The sequence below is a fragment of the Rhizobium sp. FG113 genome, from assembly GCF_057809895.1.
Map to the genome: position 1 here is coordinate 1 of NZ_JBMDKV010000017.1, position 16879 is coordinate 16879.

Here is a 16879-nt window from a genome sequence, read left to right on the forward strand (position 1 = left end):
CCGCGGGAGGGCGTAGCCCGAGCGGGGGTCTCATGCGCGCGCGGCGATTTTTCGAAGGGTTTCAGCCTGCCTTTCGGGCGCGGCTTTGGGCGAGACGATAGCTGTCGCCGTTCATTTCGAGGATGTTGACGTGATGGGTGATGCGGTCGAGCAGAGCGCCGGTCAGACGCTCGGATCCCAGAGTTTCCGTCCATTCGTCAAAAGGAAGATTGCTGGTAATCAGGGTGGCGCCCCGTTCGTAGCGTTGCGAGATCAGCTCGAACAGCAATTCTGCGCCGGTCTTGGAGAGTGGCACGAAGCCCAGTTCATCGATGATGAGAAGCTGGTAGGCCGCCATCTGCTTCTGAAACCGGAGCAGACGCCGTTCGTCACGTGCCTCCATCATCTCGCTGACCAGAGCTGCCGCCGTGGTAAAGCCGACGGACAGGCCCTTCTGGCATGCGGCCAAGCCGAGGCCGAGGGCCACATGGGTCTTGCCCGTTCCGCTGGGACCAAGAGCGATGACGTTCTCCCGGCCCTCGATCCATTCGCATCGCGCCAGTTCCAGCACCTGCATCTTGTTGAGTTTGGGGATGGCTGCGAAGTCGAAGCTGTCCAGGCTTTTGACGACCGGGAACCTAGCCGCCTTGATACGGCGTTCGACCTTGCGGCGATCCCGCTCGATCATCTCCCGCTCGGCAAGCCGGGTGAGGTATCCGACATGATCAACGCCTTCGGTGGCGCATAGCCGGGCCAGTTTCTGATACTCACGCTGGAAAGTCGGCAGCTTCAGGGTCTTGAGGTAATGGGACAGAAGGATCTCTGGTGCTTCGGTGCTCATGCGGCTTCTCCCGCATCCGACGACAGAAGTCGCATGTAGGCTTTCGCCGAGGTCGTCTCGACCGTCGCCCTTGGCAGGTAGGGGTAAATGGACAGGTCCAGCCGCAGCGGCCGGCGCTCCACCCGGCACAGGATCAGATGCTTGACCGCGTCGAAGGCGATTGCTCCGAGTTGCAGGGCCTGCTTCACCGCCGCATGCAGATCGGCGAGTTCGAAGCTCTCCAGCAAGCGAAGAACCTGCACGTACTCACGCCGGCCATGCTTTGCCATGCGGCCTTCCATAAGGCGGCGCAGCGTGGCGAACTCTTCGGGCAGATCCCAGCCCTGGAGAGGGGCGGCCTGATCCAGCGCATTGATCTTCTGTTCGATCAGCGGCAGGTAATGCACAGGATCGAAGACGACGTCTTCCCGTTCCCAGCACCGAGGATGGCGGGCGATGATCTCGCCACGGCAGCCGATCACCACCTCGTCGACATAGCCCCGGACCCAGACATCCTGATGGCCATAGGCGACCGGCACGGAATAGTCGTTGGTCTTGTAGCGAACGAGCGACTGGGCCGTGACTCTGGCACTCGTCTGGTCGCAGGCATTGAATGGCGACGCCGGCAATCGGCGCATGGCAGCAAGATCGCGCTGCAGCCGTTCTCCGATCGTCTCGCTCTCGCCCCGCAGCCTGTCGCGCTGGCGCTTGCGGCATTGCTCTTCCAGCCAGGTGTTGAATGCCTCCCATGTCGCAAACTGCGGGATCGGCACCATGAAGTTGCGCCTGCTATAACCGACGAGACCCTCGACATTCCCTTTGTCATTGCCCTTGCCCGGCCGTCCGTAACGATCCCGGATCAGGTAATGGGACAGGAAGCCGCTGAACAGCGATGCACGCTTGCGTGTGCCATCGGGCAGGATCTTCGCCACAAGGCAGCGATCATTGTCGTAGACGATCGACTGCGGCACAGCCCCGAAGAAGGCGAACGCATGGATGTGGCCATCGACCCATGCCTCTGCCACCGCCGCCGGATAGGCCCGCACATAGCAGCCGTCGCTGTGGGGAAGATCGAGCACGAAGAAATGCGCTTTTTGCTCCACGCCGCCAATGACAACCACCGCCTCGCCGAAATCGGCCTGCCCATGTCCTGGCGGATGCGCCAGCGGCACGAACACCTCCTGGCGACGCTGATCCCGCTCGCGCATATAATCCTTGATGATCGTGTAGCCGCCAGTGAACCCGCGCTCGTCTCGAAGCCGGTCGAACACCCGCTTGGCCGTATGGCGCTGCTTGCGCGGCACCTTCACGTCCTCATCAAGCCAGTGATCGATCGTCGAAACGAACGCATCCAGCTTCGGTCGCCGGATCGGTGATTGCCGCTGATAGCCCGGTGGCGTCGAATAGGACAGCATCTTGGAAACGCTGTCGCGAGATATGTTGAAATGCTTTGCAGCCTGACGCCGGCTCATGCCTTCCGAGCAAGCCAGACGGACCTTCAGATATAGTTCCACGGTATAGATCCCCAGCCCTCCTGCAATGATTGCAAAAGGTAAATAGGTGGCCGACTTTTACGCCGCCCGAAGCGGGACTATCCCGCCGCTACCGTGGTAGGTTTTTGCACCGCCGCTCTCACACCGACCGACTGCATCTCTCCGATGCCATCGACGGTCGGCATTTTTAGCATCCGCGGCACGTCTTCGAAGGTTATGTCGACGCCGCAAGTTTCGACGAGAGGAACGTCGGGAACGCGGCACGGGACACGGGTATGGACGCGATTAGGAAGAAGCGCGCATTCCTTTGCCATCTCCTCCACGCCGTCCGGACCGAGGACGTTCGCGATCTCGTGTGGGTCCGAGACCAGGGACGTGGTTCCGGTCGGCAGCGAAAGGCGGGTGAACTCGGTGCAATTGAGCATCGCGCTCTCAAAATGCATGTGCGCGTCGATAAGGCCTGGCATAACGTGCGCACCGGCCATATCCACGACCTCGGTATTTGGGCCCGTCAACGATCCGCAATCGCCAACGCGCACAATGTACTGGCCGGCAATTGCCACGTCGGCCTTGTAGATTTCGCCGGAGATCACGTTGACAACGTTTCCGCCCTTGAGAACCTTGTCGGCAAACACCGTCTTGTTCATCAGAACATCAATGAGATGACGGCGGTCTTTCGCTAGTTTTTGTGCTGCCTGGTCAGTCATTTGGTTTCCCCTTCTTGGTTGGGAGCTGCAGAGGCCCAATCGCGAGCCAGGCCCTCGAAGAGCTGGCTCGATCGCCAGATCTCCTCGATTGAACAAGACTCGTCGACTTGATGGGCAAGCGCCGGATTGCCGGGACCGACAATCGCGACGGGTGGAAAGTTCAAAGCGGGCTGTAAGACGGATGCATCCGTGAAATAGCTAACGCTAATCGGATCGGGCGCGGCGACGCCGAGTTCGTTTACCCGCCGCAAGACGCTCTTGATCCAGCCGTCTTCGGGATCGGTCTCGACAGCATCGAGCGCCAGAGTGATTTCGACGGCGATCTCAGGCCCGAGCGAAGCCTTGATGGCTTCAATGGCGTCGCTGGCGTTCAGGCCCGGCACCAATCGAACATCAAGTGTTACCTCACAGCGATCGGCGACGATATTGGTCGCCGCTCCGCCGGCGATCGTGCCGATGTTTAGGGTTGGCTTTCCGAGAAGTGCATGAGGCACCACATCGAAGCTGATATGATCAAGCTGAGAAACGGCGCTCAGCATCATCTGGATCGCGTTCTTGCCGAGATGTGGCATTGAACCGTGCGCGGCCCTTCCGACCGATACGAGACGAAGCCACAGCACGCCTTTGTGAGCAACAGCAACGGAATTGTTGGTAGGCTCGCCGATCACCAGTGCGCCAACATCGCCGATCCTGTCGGCGATGTTGATCGCTCCCTGGCAGCCTGTCTCCTCCGAAGCACAGAGAGCCAGGACGACCTTGCCAGTATACTCCGCTTTGGCGAGGCGCTCGCAGGCGGTGACCATCGCGGCGACGGCGCCTTTCATGTCGGTCGAGCCGCGGCCCCACAGCTTCCCATCGGCAATGTCGCCGCCGTGGGGGTCGTGCTGCCAGGCCTGGTTGCCGATCGGCACTGTATCGAGATGGCCGCAGAGACATATAGCAGGCTGCGCCGCACCCGGATTGAGCCTCGCGATCAGGCTTTCTCGCCCTTCGGCCAGCTTGTATCGCTCGATTGCGAAACCGAGCGGGTGGAGTCGCTCCGCGACAAGCGCCGCAGCTCGGCTCTCGTTGCCGGCTGGGACGGTCGTGTCCAATTGCACCAGCGCTTGCGCCAGTTCAAAGGTCTCAGCGGCGGCTTTCGGCCATGTCCGATCATTACTCATCGACGACGGCTATGACATCGGCCTCGACGAGGAAGCCATCATACATCAGACCAGCGACACGAACGGCCGTGGCGACGGGACCCGGATTTGGAAGGTATTCCAGACGAACGCGCGTCATCTTCTCCCAGAAGGCCTGGGCCTCGGCGTTGTCGCCGTTGAAGACGTAGTAGGTGTTGAGCTTGACGACGTCCGACCACTTGGCGCCGGCAGCCGCCAGCATCTTGGTGATGTTTTCGAAGACATTGCGCGTTTGAGTCTCGATATCACCGAGCCCGATCACATTGCCTTTTTCGTCGGCCGAGAGCTGACCGCCGACATAGACCGTCCGGCCCGCCTTGATAACCTGGCTGAATGGCGTCGGAATGTGCCAGTCCCAATGGTCTTCCGGCTTGATGTACTGGCGGCTGCTGGCAGCAGATTTGCTGTTCTGTAAGGACACGTTCATCTCCCGATTATGTTATTGCGCCGGCAGCAACCGGCTGTGTTCTGCGCTGAGCGCGAGTGAAATTCGATCGCCACGAACGATCCCCTCGAAATCGGAGGAAACCGGCAATTCGGTCCAGAGGGACTGAGCCATCTGAGGGCAGGTCACTCGGACCCGCCATCGGTTCCCGACATAGATCACTTCATCGACCACGCCGGCATCTTCACTGTCGCTGCGCTTGACGATGATGTTCTCGGGGCGAATGGAAAGGAGAACGGGATCTCCGATCTTCGTGCCAAGCACACTGCTGGCGTCGACCGTTCGGCGACCGATCTCGACGGTCGACCGGTCGCCGGCGATCATTTTCAGCTTGCCGGGGAGAAGGTTCATCTCGCCGATGAACTGTGCGGCAAAGACATCGGCCGGTTCACGGTAGATCGACTTCGGAGAACCATCCTGGAGAATGTGTCCCTTGTTCATGATCACGATGCGATCGGAGAGCACGAGGGCTTCCTCCTGGTCGTGCGTGACGAAGACGAAGGCGCATCCGAATTCGCGATGGATTCGCTTGAGTTCAAGCTGCAACTCCTTGCGCAGGGATAGATCGAGCGCAGAGAACGGCTCATCGAGCAGGAGCACCTTCGGCCGGCCTATGAGCCCGCGCGCCAGTGCAACGCGCTGTGCCTGACCTCCGGACAATTCAGCCGGACGCCGCTCTCCGAAGCCGGGCAGCCTGATCAGCGAAAGCATGTCGTCGACACGACGCTTGATCTCCGTGGCCGCCACGCCCATGCGTTTCAGGGGATATCCAATGTTTTCGGCGACCGTCAGATGGGGAAACAGCGCCCCGCGCTGGAAGACCATGTTGGTATGCCGCCGCTCAGGGGGGACGTCGGTAACATCTTGGCCGTCAAGATGAACCGAGCCCGCACTCGGCCGGTCAAAGCCGCCGAGGATACGCAGCAATGTTGTTTTTCCGCAGCCGCTCGGGCCCACGAGCGAAACGAATTCACCAGCTTTGATATCGAGGTTAATGTCGTGCAGGACGGTAAAATGGCCGTAGCTGCGGGAGACTTTCTGCGCAGCAATTGCGATGGCGGTCATGGTTCTCTCCTCGAAACAAGTTGCGCGACGCCCGCAAGGACGAGCGTGATCAGCAGGACCACCGATGCCATTGCGTTGATCGAAGGGTCGACGCCGCGCCGCAGCTGGCCGAACACGAAGGTCGGGACTGTGTCGGTATTGCCCCGGATGAACTGCGCTACGATGAACTCATCCATGGATAGCGCTGCCGCCAGGAACGACGAGCTGATGACCGCGGTGCGCATCAGCGGTAGCGTGATGTCGACGAAAGCTCGGAGTGGAGTTGCGCCCAAATCGCGCGCGGCTTCGAGAAGGCCGAAGTCGAACTCCGCAACTTTCGATCGCATGGCGAGCACGACAAAAGGAAGCGCGACGATAATGTGCCCGGCGACGATTGTCGGCATTCCCCGCGCAATGCCGAAGAACTGCGTGAGCAGAGCAAGCCCAACCCCAAGAAGCAAAGGCGGCGTGACATTCGGGATGGTGAACACCCCCTCCGCTGCGGACCTGGTCTTCAACCCAAAGACTTGGATCGCGAAGGCCGCCAGCGTCCCCGCAATCCCACAGACGACGGCCGTAATCAAAGCGGCCGTCAGCGAATGGGAAAGCGCGGCGACAAATCGCGGTTGGCTCCACACAGCTTCGTACCAGCGAAGAGAAAAGCCATCGAACGGGAACGACAATCGCGGCGATGCGTGAAAGGAAAACAGCACGATGAGCACGACCGGCAAGAACTGGGTCAGCAGGACGAGAGTGATGACCGTGCGTCCAAAAGCCTTCGATAGCCGAAGTTCTGCAGCGAGACCGAGCTTCATTTGGCCACCCTCCTCAAGAGGATCGAGAAAACGAGGATCACGACAGCTGCGGCAATGGTCGAGATGACGCCGAGTGCCGATGCGAGGGGCCAGTCGAAGCTGGCGCCGAATTGATCCGCGATGACGTTCCCGACCATCTGGCTGGAGACGCCTCCAACCAGCTGCGGCGTCACATAGTCGCCCGCAGCCAGGACAAACGAGAAGGCGAAGGCCGTCACAATGCCTCGATGTGCGAGCGGAATGACCACGGTGCGGATTGCGTTCAGCGGCGAGGAACCCAGATCGCGGGCAGCCTCGATCGCGTCACGCGGCACGTTTCCGAGGGCGGAATAGAGAGGAATGATCGCGAAGGGCAGCAGGATGTTGATCAGGACGAGGATGACCGCAAACTTGCTGTACAGCAGAAAGCTGAGCGGCTGATCCGTCAGTCCGAGCCGGACAAGGGTGTCGTTGATGATGCCCTGAGAACCAAGGATCGTGCGCCAGGCATAGATTCGAACCAGATAACCGCTGAAGAGCGAAATCATGATGAGCGCGAGCAGACCCTCGCGCTGCCTGCGGAAATGAAATGTTGCATAATAGGCGAATATGAAGGCGATCAGACAGACACTCACCGCGGTCGAGATCGCGATCAGGAACGTCGAACCCAGCACCTTCAGATAGAGACCGGTCGAAAATGCCCTGATATAGGCATCGAAGGTGAACACGTACTCGATGTCGAGGATGCCGGTTTTGAAGAAACCGTATATGACAAAGATCAGGATCGGCGCGGCAAACAAGAGGAGCCAGATGAGGGCCGCTGGGGAAATCCCCAGCAGCGCAACTGTCGTCTTGTCCAACCGAGCGAGTATCTGACTGGGTCGCATGAGTATCGATGCCCCTAGAGCGGCTTTCGGATACTTGTCGGAACGAAAGTTCAGAGTATCGGCCATGGTTGTTCAATCCTGAGCCCCATCTTCTTCAAGACCCGGTCGGAAGACCGCTGGGCATCGAAGAGGACCCGCTCGATGTCGACCTGCGTGCTCATGCCGCCTTCGACAATCACACGACCGTTCACGACCACCGTCGAGATACCCTTCGACCTGCTTGAATAGATGAGGTTTTGAATTCGGTTGTTGCGGGGAACCGCTTCCACGATATCAGTCCGTCGAACCACGAAGTCAGCGAGCTTTCCAACTTCCAGCGAACCGATGCGATCGGACAGGCCGATGGCTTTGGCACCGTTGATGGTCGCCATGACCAGGCCGTCCTCGGCTTTCAAGGCGTCGGCCGATCTTGCCTGCTCTCGTGAGGCGAGCACTGCGGCAAATGCCTGGGCGCCAGTGTCGAAGCGACCGGTATAATTCGGAGAGTCCGAGCCAAGCGCCACATTGCACCCGCACTGGCCGATCCGGAAATGCTTGCCCGCCGTGGTGGCGCCGACGCCATACATTGCCGAGGCCAGTGGACACCAAACGATCGACATACCCGTGCCGGTCATGGCATCGACCTCGTCGTCGCGGATATAGTTCATGTGCGCAAAGGTGGTGCCCTCATCGAGGATCCCCATCTCCTTGAACTTCACCATTGGATGCATACCAAAGCGCTTGTCGTCGTCTCGGGCGTCATCTTCGCCGTAGCTTTGATGCTGGTTGAGCGTGACGCCGTTTGCCCGCGCGACTTCCTTGGCGGTCGTGGTCAGCACTTCCGAGCAGGTCGCCATGCCGATGATCGCCACATGACCTTGAACCAGTGCCGTCGGATCTGCATTGCGGAAGAGCTGTCCACCGAGGAGCGACATCGCCCGCTTGTGATCGGACGGAGCACGATGCACGGGGGGAGAAACGTCGCCCCGTCCGCCGAAGCCACCTTCGTCCCACAGGAATGGGTCGCCGAGCACCGCTCTGATGCCGACATCCTCGGCCGCACGTGCAACTGCGTCTGGCTGAAGAACCGTTCCGCATTCCATAAAGGCAGTCGCACCATGGAGTGCAAGTTCCAGGCAGGCGAGCTTGGAGCCTAGATATTCGTCTTCGTCATCGACCGCGTTCCAGAGGTCCGAGTAGAAATTCTGTTGGGAATCCCATGTGACAGGCTCGGTGATGGCATTGCGACCCGCATGGATCGAAATGTGCATGTGGCACTCGACGAAGCCGGGGTGAACGAGCGCACCCTTGACGTCGACCTCGCGCGCACCCTTCCATTGAGCACGGACATCGTCCGTCTTGCCGAGCGCCACGATCTTTTTCCCGGAGACGGCAATTGCGCCGTCCCCGAATATCCTGCGCTCTGCGTCGACAGTGACGAGAAACGCGCCGTAATAGAGAAGATCACAGGTCTTCTTGGGGTTGGATCCTTCGCTCATGACAGGAGGAAGTCCAGCCAGACCGCCTGCCAATCCGCATCGCCGGCAATATCACCTTCACGATGGAGCGGCGGGAGGTAGGAGACGCTGCGCGTCAACGGGCCGATTTCCTGGCCTTCGGTCTCGACAAGTGACTTGTCGTAGAAACCCTGAAGACGCGGATGCATCAGCTTGAAACCTTGGCGCGAGACCGAGCAGCTCTGCATCTCCCAGGCCAGCGAGGCATTGCTTGCCGGCAGGAGCATGTGGTTCAGGAACTCGTAGGCACGATCCTTGTTCGGCGCGGACTTCATGATGGCATAGCCGTCAGCCCACCAGTATTTTGGATCGTTCTTCGGCGTGCCGAAGCGAAGCTCGACGCCGCTTTCCACATCGGCCCAATGGCACATCGGCTGCCAGGCGGAAACGCCAATGCCGACCTCGCCGCGCACCATCAGTTCCGTCATTTCACGATAGTTCTGCGCAACCACCGCATTTTCGCGGATGCGGCGCGCAAGCTCTCTCACATCGGCAAGCTGGTCCAACGTGATGCGACCCGGATCCTTGTGGCCAAGCGTCGCCGAGAACATCCACAATACGCAGTACATCTCATTGCGAACGGCGACCTTGCCCTTCCAGTAGGGATCTGCGAGGTCGGCGTAGCTGTTCGGCACGCCATCGACGATCTTTGGATTATAGACTATGGGGGAATCCCCCCACAGCAACGGCAGCGTCAGCGGCGAACCCGTCATATCCCAGGGATAGGGACGGAAACCGTCGAAGATATCCTTCGCCGCCGGAATGCGGCTCATGTCGAGGGGCTCGAGAAGCGGCTCGAGCTCCCAGGTCGTGCGCGGTCCAAAATCCGTGGACGGCGTGATCAAATCGACGTCGCCCGACCGACGGCCATAGAGGAGCCGCACTAGGTTCGACCCATTCTTGACGTATTCTGACTCGAGTCTCAGATTGTTCGGCGCCAAGTATAGCTGACTGACGTCGGGCTTATCGAGACCTCGCCAGCCGAGGTACTTCAATGTGCTGCTCATGCTCTAAACTCCTGCCATGCTGTGCGCCATGCAGCGATGCCGACGATGTCGCCCTCGGGCTCCAGGGGCGGCAAGACGCTGAGTGACATCGGGTTTGCGGCCGGGTCACCTTTGACCAGGTCGTAGTTGTATTGAGCCCGCTTTTCCGCGGGGATCAGGGCAACGGCATCCTGGTTGGATGCGCCCGAACCGGTATTCACCGCCAGGACGGCATTGGCGTCCGCACCAATCATGTGATTGATGAAGCCATAGGCAGCTTCGAGGTTTGGCGCATCCTTGGGGATCGAATAGGCGTCGGACCAGAGGAAGCCCTTGTCCTTTCCGGTCAGGCCGGACTTGAGCGTAACGCCCTTGGGCGCCGCCATCTCGACCATCAGTTCCCATGCCGCAAACGCCATAGAAGCGTCGCCACGGACAATGATGTCCGTCATATCGCCGAACGAACCGACGAGGACGATGTTCTTCTTCACCGAATTCGCGAGTTTGGTCACTTCGTCGAGCTGCGCCTGTGTTATGCGCGACGGGTCTGGATGCCCGAGGGAACTGGAAAACAGCCAAAGAACCGAGTAGGCGTCGTCGAGGCAGACGAGCTGGCCCTTGTATTTCGCGTCGGCCAGGTCTGAATATTTGTCCGGTGGCGCATCCCATTTCTTCGGATCCCAGACGATCGGACTGTCGCCCCAGGACAGCGGAATGGCGTAGACGTCTCCGTTGCTTTGCGCCCACGGCGCTTTCGCAAGGACCGGAAAGAGCTTGGATGCGTTCGGGATTTTGCTGAGATCCAGAGGCTGAACGAGGCCCGCCTTGATCGAAAGGGGGATGTAGTCCTTGTTCTGCGAGATCACATCAATCGTCCCAAGGCCACCGGAGCGCAGCTTGGTCAGCAGCTCGTCGCCGCTGTTGACGTATGTGCCCGTGATCGTGGATTTCGTTGCCTTCAGGAAAGGTTCTGCAACCGTCGCGTCATCTTCGCCCTGCCATCCGGCAAAAACGATCTGTGCTCCGTCCTGAGCGGCGGCCTGGCTGAATACGAAACTGCCGCCACTCAGCAACGACCCAAACATTGCGGCTGACTTTATGAAGGTACGGCGACTGTGAGGCTGGAGGATATGTTTGCTGCCCATGATTCATTCCCCTTTGATTTTGACGGACGGGTCCATGTTGACCCAAACGGACTTCGTCTCCGTGTAGTGTTCCAGGACTCCCTCGCCGTGTTCCCGGCCGTAGCCGCTATGTCCAAATCCCCCGAACGGCACGGCTGGACTCGTTTCGTTGTAGGTGTTGACCCAAACCGTACCGGCTCGAATCTTGGCGGCGACCTGATGGGCAAGTGCCAGGTCACGCGTCCAGATACCGGCAGCCAGTCCGTATTCCGTGGCATTCGCGCGATTGATTGCCTCATCGACGGTGTCGTAGGGCAACAACGTGATCACCGGGCCGAAGATCTCCTCGCGGACGAGCGGCATGTCGTCGCGAACGTTCGAGACCACCGTCGGCTCGAAGAAGAAGCCCTCCGGATGGGACGAAGGGCGGTTTCCGCCCGCGACAACGTCCGCACCGGCGGCAGTGCCATCCGATACGAGGGACAGGACACGCTTTTGCTGTATTTCCGAAATCAGCGGACCCATCTGGGACGTCGGCTCCAGGCCCGGTCCAACTTTGATCGCGCGGGCGATGGCGCCGATTTTCTCGGCGATCTCGCGCTCCTGACTGCGAGGCACGAAAAGTCTCGTGCCTGCGCAGCAATTTTGACCATGATTGGCGAAGGCGGCATCGGCCAATTGAGAGGCGACGCTCTCGACATCGATATCGCCGAGGAGGATGTTCGGGCTATTGCCCCCCAACTCGAGAGTGAGGCGGCGAAGATGCGGCGCGGAACCCGCCATGATGCTCTTGCCGACGGCCGTAGAACCCGTGAAGGCGATCTTGTCGATGCCGGGGTGCTTCACCATCTCGACGCCGGTGTTTTCTCCGACGCCGGTGACGACGTTCAGCACGCCATCGGGGAACCCGGCTTCCTGAACCAGCCGGGCCAGGAGCAGTGCCGAAAGCGGCGTTTCTTCCGCCGGCTTGAGAACAATCGTGCATCCCGCCGCAAGTGCAGGCGCCAATTTCCAGGCCGCCATCATCAGCGGGAAATTCCAGGGTATGATCTGTCCCACGACACCGATCGGGTGCCGCACGGTGTAGATCATCCTGTTGGGCGCATCCGCCGGGATGACCCGGCCTTCCATCTTTGTCGGCCAGCCGGAGAAATATTCGAACCATTCAGCGGATTTTGTTACGTCGTAGGCAAGGGCCGCGGCGTAGGGCTTTCCATTGTCCAGCGCTTCTAGTCGCGCGAAATCTTCCGCATTCTTGCTGATCAGGTCCGACAGATTGCGCAGCAGCCGACCACGTTCGCGGGCGGGCATCACGCTCCACGGGCCGCTATCCAGAGCAGCGCGCGCGGCCTTCACCGCGTCGTCGACGTCGCGGGGACCGGCGTTCGGGATCCTGGCAATTTCTTTTCCGGTCGCCGGATCGAAGACAGGAACGGTCGCGTGGTCGTGGGCGTCCACCCAGCGTCCTGCAATGACCATTTTGGAATTCTGTTCAAACGCAAAAGCGTCCATAGACACAGCTGCCGAGACCGACATGTGCACACCTCCGTTTTTTTGTTCACCCGGACCGTAGATCGGCCACTATTGTGCGTCTACCTTATTCATGTGCACCAATCTGTCAACGTGTTAAAAGACGATCTTCGAAGACAGTCATTTCGCATATCAATTGGGCATATGAACGCATTTAAGGCATCACGTGCTGCGTGATGCATAAAGCTTAACCACTTGATCTGACAAACAGTAAGCGCTATAGCAGACCAACTGGTCGAATATTATTTCCGACCAATTGGTCTGTAAAGAGGTATTTTCGTGGGACGCCGAAAAACTATCGATAATGAAAAAATACTTGATGCAGCGGGCGACGTTACGCTCGATCTCGGCGCTGCCCGATTGACGCTGGACGCGGTGGCAAAAAGAGCTGGCATCAGCAAGAGTGGCCTCTTGTATTCCTTCCCTTCGAAGGAGCTTCTGATCGAAGCGCTGTTCGATCGGGAGATGAGCCGTTTCGAGGCCGAACTGCAGAAGGAGCTTCCGCCCTTTCGCGAGTATCGCCATGCGAGATTGTTTGCGCGTATCGTCGCTTCCAAGCACGAAACGCCGAGCATTCGTGCAAAGGCTGCCAGCATCATGGCTACGATCTCGCAGATGCCGGAACATCTCCAGAAGATCAGGGAAGCCTATTCAGAAGACATCCAACAACTCACCGGCACAGACAAACGGCGAGCGACGCTCGCATTGATCATAATCGAGGGTGCCTTCCTCGTCAGAGGCCTGGGCCTTTTCGATCTCAGTGCCGCTGAATGGGCGAATATCTTCGACGACATTCAGGACCTGATCCCGAAAGAAAAGTAATATTGGGGCACCGCGGGTGCCCAACCCGTCAACGATCAAGCAGTCTTGACGCGTCTAATGCCGTCCGCACCGTGAGGATACAGCTTCAGGATGGAGTGGACACGACGAGGGACCGCTGGATCATCGAAGGTGATCTGGCCAGCTACACAGAGAGCCGTCTGCGCTGAAAGGTGCACGTACGGTTCGGGGAGGAGAAGCGCGTCTGCGCTTCTTACTCCACTCCGAACCTGCGGGGGCTTCGCTTACCTTGCGGTCGTCATCGACCTCTATTCTCGCCGGGTCATCGGCTGGGCGATGCAGAGCCGACAGACCACCGAAGTCGTATTGCAGGCTGTGCTCATGGCGGTGTGGAGGCGAAAGCCGAAGGACAAGGTGCTGGTTCATTCGGATCAGGGTTCGCAGTTCACCAGCATGGACTGGGCCTCGTTCCTCAAGCACCACAATCTGGTTCACTCGATGAGCCGACGTGGCAACTGCCATAATAATGCGGTGGCCGAGAGCTTCTTCAATCTTTTGAAGCGGGAGAGGATACGTCGCAGGGTTTATAGAAAATATGGGCGAAAGAAACTTCCAAATTTGCGCAGTCAGGAGAACTAAAGGCGGTTCATATCGCGCGATGTAGCAATAAATATTCCCAACGGTCTCAGGGCGATCTAGGGTTCAGGTGATGGTACCCATCATTTCCTGCCACTGGTAATCTTCGTATTCGAAGTAACCAGGGCATTGTCGAATTGCCTAGGAACGCGTTCTGAATCCGTCGACCCGTTAGGCCGGGTTATGTCCTCGACCGGGTCAATCAGAAATGCATTGTCGAAGACAGCCTCGTTGCGTGCCCATGTTGGAACTTCGTCTTGCGGACGCCTCGTATTGGCATCCATTTCGGTCCAGTATTGAGGGCACAATCAAGCTGAACCGATCCGCCCCTTTTCCCGGTCGGTCACCTCATGGCATGCGGACACGCGTGTAAACCGAAAAGACAATCCTTCGAGCGTATCGCAGGGATGCACACCGCATTCTCGAATGCTGGTTGATCATGGGTATCGGTCCCGGTTTTCACCGGACCGATACCGACGCGTCAGATAGTAGTCATGTAGTTTATGCGGCCATGCCGCCATGCCGCCATGCCGCGTGCCATTCACTCAAATCGCCGCGCTCGAAGCCTGAGAGCATTGCCGATCACACTGACCGACGAAAGCGCCATAGCCGCCGCGGCAATGATCGGAGACAGAAGCCAACCGGTTACTGGATAGAGGAGGCCCGCCGCAACCGGGATCCCCGCCGCATTGTATATAAAGGCGAAGATGAGGTTCTGGCGAATGTTGCCCATCACAGCTTCGGAAAGGCGGCGGGCCTTGACGATACCAGTCAGGTCGCCCTTCAATAACGTGACTCCTGCACTTTCGATCGCGACATCCGTGCCGGAACCCATCGCAATCCCGACATCTGCGGCAGCAAGCGCCGGAGCATCGTTCACACCGTCGCCAGCCATAGCGACGATCCTGCCTTCCGCCTTGAGCCGCTCAACGACGCTGGCCTTGCGATCGGGTAGAACATCGGCCTCAACGTTATCGATGCCGAGGCGCCGTGCGACGGCTTCTGCTGTCGTGCGGTTGTCACCCGTCAGCATAACGATCCGGATGCCCTCGTGATGCAGCGCTTTCAACGCCGCCGGCGTGGTCGCTTTAACCGGGTCGGCAATCGCGAAAATGCCCGCCGCCTTGCCGTCGATACCAATGTAGATTGCCGTGGCGCCATCGGCACGCAGTGCATCCGCGCGTATGGAAAGTGCGGCGGCCTCAATGCCCTTCTCTGACAAGAAAGCAGCATTGCCAAGCGTGACACGTTGACCGTCAACCAGTCCCATCGCACCCTTGCCGGTCGGGCTATCAAACTCACGCACGGCAGGAACATCGATGCCGCGGTCGTCAGCTGCGGCAACAATCGCCAGAGCCAGGGGATGTTCCGACGCCTTTTCAACCGAAGCCGCCAGCCGCAGGACCTGATCCTCGGCAAATCCATCAGCTGCAACAATCGCTGTCACAGCGGGTTTGCCTTCCGTCAGTGTGCCGGTCTTGTCGACCACCAGGGTATCAACCTTCTCCAGCCGCTCGAGCGCTTCTGCGTTCTTGATCAAAACGCCCAGACCTGCGCCCTTGCCGACACCAACCATGATTGACATCGGTGTCGCGAGCCCAAGCGCACAGGGGCATGCGATGATCAGCACGGAAACGGCCGCGACCAGCCCGTAGGCAAAGCGCGGCTCGGGCCCCCAAATTGCCCAGCCTGCAAAGGCCAGAGCCGCAACCAGGATCACGAGAGGCACAAACCAGCCTGCCACCTGATCCGCCATCCGCTGGATTGGAGCACGTGAGCGCTGTGCATCGGCCACCATCTGCACGATGCGTGACAACATCGTATCCCGACCGACCTTTTCCGCACTTATGACCAACGCACCGGTTTGGTTCATGGTGCCACCAACCACGCGGTCGCCAGCGGAACGTGTTACGGGCATGGATTCGCCGGTTATCATCGATTCATCGAGTGAAGACCGGCCTTCTTCAACCAGCCCGTCCACCGGTACAGTTTCTCCCGGGCGCACGCGCAGGCGGTCGCCAATCATCACGTCCTCAACGGCAACATCCGTCTCGACGCCATCGGTACCGATCCGCCGGGCGGTCTTTGGCGCAAGGTTGAGCAGCGCACGGATCGCGCCGGATGTTTGTTCGCGCGCCCGCAACTCCAGTACCTGCCCCAGCAGGACCAGCACAGTGATGACCGCCGCCGCTTCGAAATAAACCGCAACCATTCCGTCCGCCGAACGAAATGCCGCTGGGAAGATATCGGGCGCGAGAAGCGCGACGACAGAATAGGACCAGGCGACCCCTGTACCCATAGCAATCAGGGTGAACATATTGAGCTTGCGGTTGACCAGCGAAGCCCAACCCCGTTCAAAGAAAGGCCATCCGGCCCACAGCACGACCGGCGTCGCCAGAACAAACTGGATCCATACGGAAATATGCTGCGGGACGAGATGGTGTAAAGCTGGGACAAGATGCGATCCCATCTCCAATATGAAAACCGGCAGTGCAAGCACAAGACCGATCCAGAATCGGCGTGTCATATCTTTAAGTTCCGGACTTGGTCCGGTTTCCGCCGTTGCTATCAACGGCTCCAGAGCCATCCCGCAAATTGGGCAAGCGCCTGGGCCATCCTGGCGTATCTCAGGATGCATCGGGCAGGTCCAGATAGTTCCGGCGGGCACGACGGACAGGGTAGCGCTGGTGGCGTGGTGATGGTGGCCTGCCACATGCGCGTGGTGGAAATGATCGTCCGATGGATTGGCACTGTACTGTCCGGGATTGGCGTCAAATTTGGCCTTGCACCCGGCGGAGCAGAAATGTTGCGTTACGCCGGCGTAGCTTGAGGTATGCGGCGACTTTGTCGGATCAACATCCATGCCGCACACCGGATCCTTGACGATACTGCCGGTGGAATTTCCCGTATGATTGCTGCTGCCGTGATGATGGTGCTCCGCCGTCATTACGATCGTCCTTTCTTTCATGTCGTCCAG

The 16879-nt window shown here is 59.2% G+C and carries 14 protein-coding genes and 1 pseudogene; 2 read left to right on the top strand and 13 right to left on the bottom strand.

The annotated features are described in order from the left end of the window. Window positions 1-61: 61 nt before the first annotated feature. The 12 genes from istB to ACODTZ_RS27935 form a co-directional block, all read right to left on the bottom strand. Entirely contained in the window at window positions 62-820 is a 759-nt protein-coding gene (gene istB / locus ACODTZ_RS27880) for an IS21-like element helper ATPase IstB (protein ID WP_174008066.1), read from the bottom strand. After that, entirely contained in the window at window positions 817-2313 is a 1497-nt protein-coding gene (istA, locus tag ACODTZ_RS27885; RefSeq protein ID WP_174008068.1) for an IS21 family transposase, read from the bottom strand. Before istA ends, istB begins: the two co-directional genes overlap by 4 nt. 77 nt (window positions 2314-2390) lie before the next feature. Then, a complete protein-coding gene (locus ACODTZ_RS27890; RefSeq protein ID WP_489029653.1) occupies window positions 2391-2999 on the bottom strand; it encodes an amidohydrolase family protein in 609 nt (202 codons plus the stop codon). Beyond that, entirely contained in the window at window positions 2996-4162 is a 1167-nt protein-coding gene (locus ACODTZ_RS27895) for a M20 family metallopeptidase (protein WP_489029655.1), read from the bottom strand. The genes ACODTZ_RS27890 and ACODTZ_RS27895 overlap by 4 nt, the downstream gene beginning before the upstream one ends. Beyond that, complete coding sequence (locus tag ACODTZ_RS27900) at window positions 4155-4601, bottom strand: RidA family protein (protein ID WP_489029657.1); 447 nt, start codon at window positions 4599-4601, stop codon at window positions 4155-4157. Before ACODTZ_RS27900 ends, ACODTZ_RS27895 begins: the two co-directional genes overlap by 8 nt. Window positions 4602-4619: 18 nt before the next feature. Beyond that, complete coding sequence (locus tag ACODTZ_RS27905) at window positions 4620-5690, bottom strand: ABC transporter ATP-binding protein (RefSeq protein WP_489029659.1); 1071 nt, start codon at window positions 5688-5690, stop codon at window positions 4620-4622. After that, on the bottom strand, window positions 5687-6484 hold the full coding sequence (locus ACODTZ_RS27910; RefSeq protein ID WP_489029661.1) for an ABC transporter permease: 798 nt from the start codon (window positions 6482-6484) through the stop codon (window positions 5687-5689). The genes ACODTZ_RS27905 and ACODTZ_RS27910 overlap by 4 nt, the downstream gene beginning before the upstream one ends. Further along, window positions 6481-7416 (bottom strand): ABC transporter permease, encoded by a 936-nt coding sequence (locus ACODTZ_RS27915; RefSeq protein ID WP_489029663.1) that lies wholly within the window; start codon window positions 7414-7416, stop codon window positions 6481-6483. Before ACODTZ_RS27915 ends, ACODTZ_RS27910 begins: the two co-directional genes overlap by 4 nt. Continuing rightward, complete coding sequence (locus ACODTZ_RS27920) at window positions 7401-8828, bottom strand: amidohydrolase family protein (protein ID WP_489029665.1); 1428 nt, start codon at window positions 8826-8828, stop codon at window positions 7401-7403. The genes ACODTZ_RS27915 and ACODTZ_RS27920 overlap by 16 nt, the downstream gene beginning before the upstream one ends. Next, a complete protein-coding gene (locus ACODTZ_RS27925) occupies window positions 8825-9853 on the bottom strand; it encodes an ABC transporter substrate-binding protein (RefSeq protein ID WP_489029667.1) in 1029 nt (342 codons plus the stop codon). Before ACODTZ_RS27925 ends, ACODTZ_RS27920 begins: the two co-directional genes overlap by 4 nt. Next, window positions 9850-10977 (bottom strand): ABC transporter substrate-binding protein, encoded by a 1128-nt coding sequence (locus ACODTZ_RS27930; protein ID WP_489029669.1) that lies wholly within the window; start codon window positions 10975-10977, stop codon window positions 9850-9852. Before ACODTZ_RS27930 ends, ACODTZ_RS27925 begins: the two co-directional genes overlap by 4 nt. Window positions 10978-10980: 3 nt before the next feature. Next, complete coding sequence (locus tag ACODTZ_RS27935; protein ID WP_489029671.1) at window positions 10981-12435, bottom strand: aldehyde dehydrogenase family protein; 1455 nt, start codon at window positions 12433-12435, stop codon at window positions 10981-10983. Window positions 12436-12765: 330 nt separating this feature from the next. On the opposite strand from ACODTZ_RS27935, the gene ACODTZ_RS27940 reads away from it, so the two are divergent. Next, a complete protein-coding gene (locus ACODTZ_RS27940) occupies window positions 12766-13308 on the top strand; it encodes a TetR/AcrR family transcriptional regulator (protein WP_489029673.1) in 543 nt (180 codons plus the stop codon). Window positions 13309-13518: 210 nt separating this feature from the next. After that, window positions 13519-13854: pseudogene (locus ACODTZ_RS27945) on the top strand (DDE-type integrase/transposase/recombinase); the annotation flags it as partial. Window positions 13855-14443: 589 nt separating this feature from the next. Here ACODTZ_RS27945 and ACODTZ_RS27950 read toward each other — a convergent pair. Then, window positions 14444-16849 carry a heavy metal translocating P-type ATPase gene (locus ACODTZ_RS27950; RefSeq protein ID WP_489029675.1) on the bottom strand — a complete coding sequence of 802 codons (2406 nt, stop codon included), beginning with the start codon at window positions 16847-16849 and terminating at the stop codon, window positions 14444-14446. Window positions 16850-16879: the final 30 nt, after the last annotated feature.